The organism is uncultured Odoribacter sp. (assembly GCF_937966165.1).
Classification (GTDB): domain Bacteria; phylum Bacteroidota; class Bacteroidia; order Bacteroidales; family Marinifilaceae; genus Culturomica.
The window spans coordinates 1-4,811 of the sequence record NZ_CALCLB010000035.1; the positions used below are offsets into that span (position 1 = coordinate 1).

The 4,811-nt window shown below is 42.1% G+C and carries 4 protein-coding genes and 1 pseudogene; all 5 read left to right on the forward strand.

Going from position 1 to position 4,811, the window contains the following annotated elements; genetic code table 11:
- Positions 1 to 1,169: O-antigen ligase (locus Q0465_RS13125; RefSeq protein WP_298616819.1), on the forward strand; the 1,169-nt coding region annotated here is incomplete at its 5' end.
- Complete coding sequence (locus tag Q0465_RS13130; protein ID WP_367274312.1) at positions 1,147 to 2,052, forward strand: glycosyltransferase family 2 protein; 906 nt, start codon at positions 1,147 to 1,149, stop codon at positions 2,050 to 2,052. The genes Q0465_RS13125 and Q0465_RS13130, both read left to right, overlap by 23 nt.
- Before the next feature lie 2 nt (positions 2,053 to 2,054).
- Positions 2,055 to 3,230 (forward strand): glycosyltransferase family 2 protein, encoded by a 1,176-nt coding sequence (locus Q0465_RS13135; RefSeq protein WP_298616820.1) that lies wholly within the window; start codon positions 2,055 to 2,057, stop codon positions 3,228 to 3,230.
- On the forward strand, positions 3,227 to 4,360 hold the full coding sequence (locus Q0465_RS13140; protein ID WP_298616821.1) for a glycosyltransferase family 4 protein: 1,134 nt from the start codon (positions 3,227 to 3,229) through the stop codon (positions 4,358 to 4,360). The genes Q0465_RS13135 and Q0465_RS13140 overlap by 4 nt, the downstream gene beginning before the upstream one ends.
- Before the next feature lie 9 nt (positions 4,361 to 4,369).
- Positions 4,370 to 4,811 (forward strand): annotated as a pseudogene (locus Q0465_RS13145) (hypothetical protein); the annotation flags it as partial.

A 4,811-nucleotide genomic window follows, 5' to 3' on the forward strand; every position in this document is an offset into this window, starting at 1 on the left:
TATTAATATTTTTAAAAAATATATTTCATCCTTATGACTGGAAAAGATGCCGGAATTTTTTGACCCTCCTGTGGAGTATCTGGTTTATTTACTGTGTTTTGGAATTATTCAACCCCAGAGCGTTATGGGAACCTTGGTCTATTGCTTTCCCCCACTATGCCTTTTATCCTTTGTGCTGCGCTCTCTTCATTCCTTTGCTTTTTACCCGCTATAAACATTTTCAATGGTTACTTATTATATGGGCTGTTTTAACTTTATTGGCAGCAGCAAAAGGCTATTGGCAAAGAAACAGGGGATTTGATTGGGGCGAACTGAATTGGTTATTTGTAGAAGGAGGAGCCCGCACTCATATCATTAGTACGGGAATCCGCTATTTTTCGTTTTTTACGGATGCTGCAGCCTACGGAGCCGGCATGGGAATATCTATGGTTGTGTTCGGTATTTCCGGTTTTTATGTCCGGAAACTCTGGATCAAACTGCTGTACTGGGGCACGACAATAGCTGCTGGTTACGGGCTGTTGATATCCGGAACCCGTAGTGATATTGCCATTCCTTTTGTCGGTTTAATCATTTTTCTACTTTTATGCAGAGAAAAAAAAGCTATTTTTATCAGTGGAGCTTTATTAATCACGGCATTTGTATTTTTAAAATATACAGATATAGGAGAAGGCAACCGGCTCATCCGGCGAATGCGTACCAGTCTCGATTTCACGGATGCTTCCTGGAATGTAAGAGTCGAAAACCGGGGAAAAATAACTGAGCTCATGAAAGATAAACCTTTCGGTACTGGATTAGGACTTGCCGGAGTTAAAGCAAACCGTTTCCGTGAAGTAGATAAACATGACCCCCTCACCTATATTGCAACCGATTCCTGGTTTATAATGACATATGTAGAAACAGGAGTTGTCGGCCTCACTCTCTACTTATGTATCCTTATCGCTATCCTGATTAAAAGTACTCAAATTATTTTTTATAAAATAAAAAGCAAAGAACTGAAAGGACAGTTATACGCTATTACCGGAGGCATAACGGGCATCTTAGTAACCTGTTACGCCAATGAAGTTCTCAATTTTCCCAACGGTATTATTGTTTATACTTTAATGGCCTTTTTATATACAGCCCCCTATTACGATAAAGAACTAATACATGATGACGCCATTAAGCCCTGACATATCTATTATAACCGTGAACTATAATGGTTTGCAGGACACCTGTGAAATGCTGGAATCACTGCAATCTCATTTGCACACCTGCGTCTATGAAGTGATTGTGGTAGACAACGCTTCCCGGGAAAACGAAGCAGCTCTGATCCAGAAACGCTTTCCTTCGGTTCAAGTGATCCGCAGCGACAAAAACCGGGGGTTCGCCGGGGGAAATAATCTCGGGATCCGGATGGCTAAGGGAAAATATATTTTACTTTTAAACAATGATACCTTTTTAGAGGACGATACCATTGGTTTTCTTTGCGAAACATTGGAACAACATCCCGAAACCGCGGCCGTATCACCCAAGATTAAATTTGCAGCATCTCCCCGAAACATTCAATATGCCGGATTTACGCCACTGACAACCTACACCTTACGCAACCGGTCCATCGGCTATAACCAGCCTGACACTGAAAGATACAATATTCCTGAATACACCGCTTTACTTCATGGAGCAGCTATGATGATTCGTCGGGAAGTGATTTGCGAAGTAGGACCGATGCCGGAAATTTACTTCCTTTACTACGAAGAAACAGACTGGTGCAGTCGGATGATCCGCTGTGGCTATCAACTACGCTACGATCCCCGCTGTACTATTTATCATAAAGAAAGTAGCTCCACTGGTTCGGACAGCCCATTAAAATTATACTATCTCACCCGTAACCGTTTACTCTATGCCTGGCGTAACCGTCAAGGAACAACGCGGATATTGGCCCTACTTTACCAATTTTGTATTGCCATTCCTAAAAATTTAATTGTAAATTTGCTACGATGTAAAATACCCCAATCAGAAGCCGTCGGGAAAGGATGTATCAGTTTTTTTAAGTTGAAAAATAAAATGTCGTAATAATGAATTTCAGGGAAATATTCTATATGATTGAATACATTTGCTGGATCATCGCCGCACTGATCGTAGCTTATCCGTTGTTTTACACCTTTGCTTCACTTATACGCCGGGATATGCGTTATCCAGAAGCTAAAAAGAAACGCCGATTTGTCATATTATTTCCCGCATACAAAGAAGATCTGATCATCGAGAATTCAGTACAATCCTTCCTGCTGCAAAATTACCCCAGTGAATTATTCCATATTGTCGTCATCTCCGACCATATGCAGGAAGACACCAATGAACGCCTTGCTAAATTGCCGATTACAGTGTTAAAAGCTTCTTACAGCAACAGTTCTAAAGCCAAAGCCCTCAATCTGGCAATGGACTCCTTGGGTAGCGATTCTTATGATGTTGTCGTTATACTGGACGCTGACAATATTGTTGAAACAGATTTTCTCACCGAGATCAATAAGGCATTTGATGCCGGAATCCAAGCTGTTCAAACCCACCGGACAGCAAAAAACCGGAATACGGAAATTGCCATCCTCGACGGTGTAAGTGAAGAAATCAACAATTCTATTTTTCGCCGGGGACATGTCCGCCTGGGCATCTCTTCTGCCCTGATCGGTTCCGGGATGGCTTTTGATTATCAGTGGTTCCGCAAAAATGTCAAATACCTGCATACTGCCGGTGAAGATAAGGAACTGGAAGCCCTGTTGTTGAAACAAAGAATATTCATCGAATTTTTGGATCACGTTTACGTATACGATGAAAAAACCCAGAATAAGGCAGGATTTTCCAGCCAGCGCCGTCGTTGGATTGCAACCCAGTTTGCCCAATGGGGACGTGTATTCCGGGATCTTCCACATGCCATTATCTCCGGAAATATCGATTACAGTGATAAGTTAATCCAATGGTTAATTCCTCCGCGATTGATCCTGTTCGGAGGAATCATTGTCATGGGAACAATTATGCAAATACTGGACTGGCCGTTGGCTATCAAATGGTGGGGATTATTTATCATCATCGGAATCACTCTGTGTTTAGGCATTCCGGATAAAATGGTCGACGATAAATTTAAAAAATCTATCAATAAACTGCCAGCCCTCTTCTGTATCATGGTTTTCAATATGTTCCGCCTGAAAGGAGGTAGTAAAAAATTTATCCATACCCGTAAAACGCATATAGCGCCATGACAGCAATAAATCATAAAAAGCCTATAAAAGTATTGGAAGTCATCCGGCAGGGACAAATCGGCGGAGGAGAAACACATTTGCTGGATCTGGTAAGCCATTTCAATCCTCAGGAAGTGGAAGCCGTCGTGCTGTCCTTCACCGGCGGCCCAATGGTCGACACCTTACAGCAAAAAGGCATCAAAACTTATATTGTCGAAACCAGCTACCCTTTCGATCCCCGAATTTCGAAAAAAATCAAGACGATCATCCAATCCGAGAAAATCTGCCTTATTCATGCCCATGGAAGCCGGGCCGCCTCAAATGTCGTTTTTTTGGCTCATAAACTTCATATCCCTTTCATTTATACCGTACACGGCTGGAGCTTTCATCAGAGTCAATCGCCTTTGATTTACCGGCTCCGTTGCCTGAGTGAAAAATTAATTTGTCGCTATACGAAACAAGTTATCTGCGTTTCCGAAAGTAACCGATTCACGGGAGAAAAGAATTTTGGTTTAAAAAAAGCCACGGTTATCGAAAACGGTATCAACTTAGAAAAATTCGATCCCGATAAAGCATCGAAAAACATACGGGAAGAATTGGGATTTCAGCCTGACGATCTTATTGTGGGTTTTATTGCACGCCTGACCTTACAAAAGGCCCCCCTGGATTTTATAAAAAGTATATTGCTGGCTCATAAAGAACTGCCTGCACTAAAAGCCCTTATCGTAGGGGAAGGGGACCAACAGGAAGAAATGCAGGCTTTTATTCAGGCACAAAATGCCCGGTCTTACATTATAACTACACCTTTCCGTCAGGATGTACCCGACTTACTACATGCCATAGATATTTTCTGTCTGCCCAGTCTCTGGGAAGGATTATCCATCTCCCTGCTCGAAGCAATGGCCATGAAAAAAGCCCTGGTCGTTACTCCGACCGACGGTACGCGGGAGTTAATCACCCACGAGAGAAACGGATTGATTGCTCCTTTTTCAAGCCCCGAAAAACTGGCACTATGTTATATTCAATATGCCAGGCATCCGGACCTCATGGATAAATACGCTTTTGTAAACCGGCAAATTATCGAGCAACGCTTCGATTGCCGGAGAGTTTCAGAGAAAGTGACCGAATTATATAAAACATATATACAATAATTTTACTTTATGAATGACTTGTTTCCCATTATTTGTTCGCTGATTATTTTCCTGTTTCCATTTATCGGAAGATTTTGGTACAATCGCCAGACGCTCCATTCCGTCGTTATTTCACTGGGATTGTTAGGGACCTTCGCCGGGATTACTTATAGCTTACTGCATTTTGATGTAACAAATATCAGTGCAGCCTTGCCTCAATTGTTAACAGGGCTAAAAACCACTATCCTAACGATTATTTCGGGAGTGATTACCTCCCTGCTTTTAAAACTATTCCCGGGATTTTATGGCATCCGCAGAGAAAAGGGGGACGTACCTAACGATTTACCTGCTACAATGAAAGAAATTCTTCATCAATTGATTGCCATAAAAGAAAATATTCACAAAGCAGGTCCCGTACTGAATCCCGACGGAACAGTACAGGCAACGGAATTGTTCCAGGACAAAGCCCTGT

Coding starts and splice junctions, on each gene's coding strand:
- Q0465_RS13130 (WP_367274312.1), top strand. CDS start 1,147: ATGATGACGCCATTAAGCCCTGACATATCTATTATAACCGTGAACTAT.
- Q0465_RS13140 (WP_298616821.1), top strand. CDS start 3,227: ATGACAGCAATAAATCATAAAAAGCCTATAAAAGTATTGGAAGTCATC.
- Q0465_RS13135 (WP_298616820.1), top strand. CDS start 2,055: ATGAATTTCAGGGAAATATTCTATATGATTGAATACATTTGCTGGATC.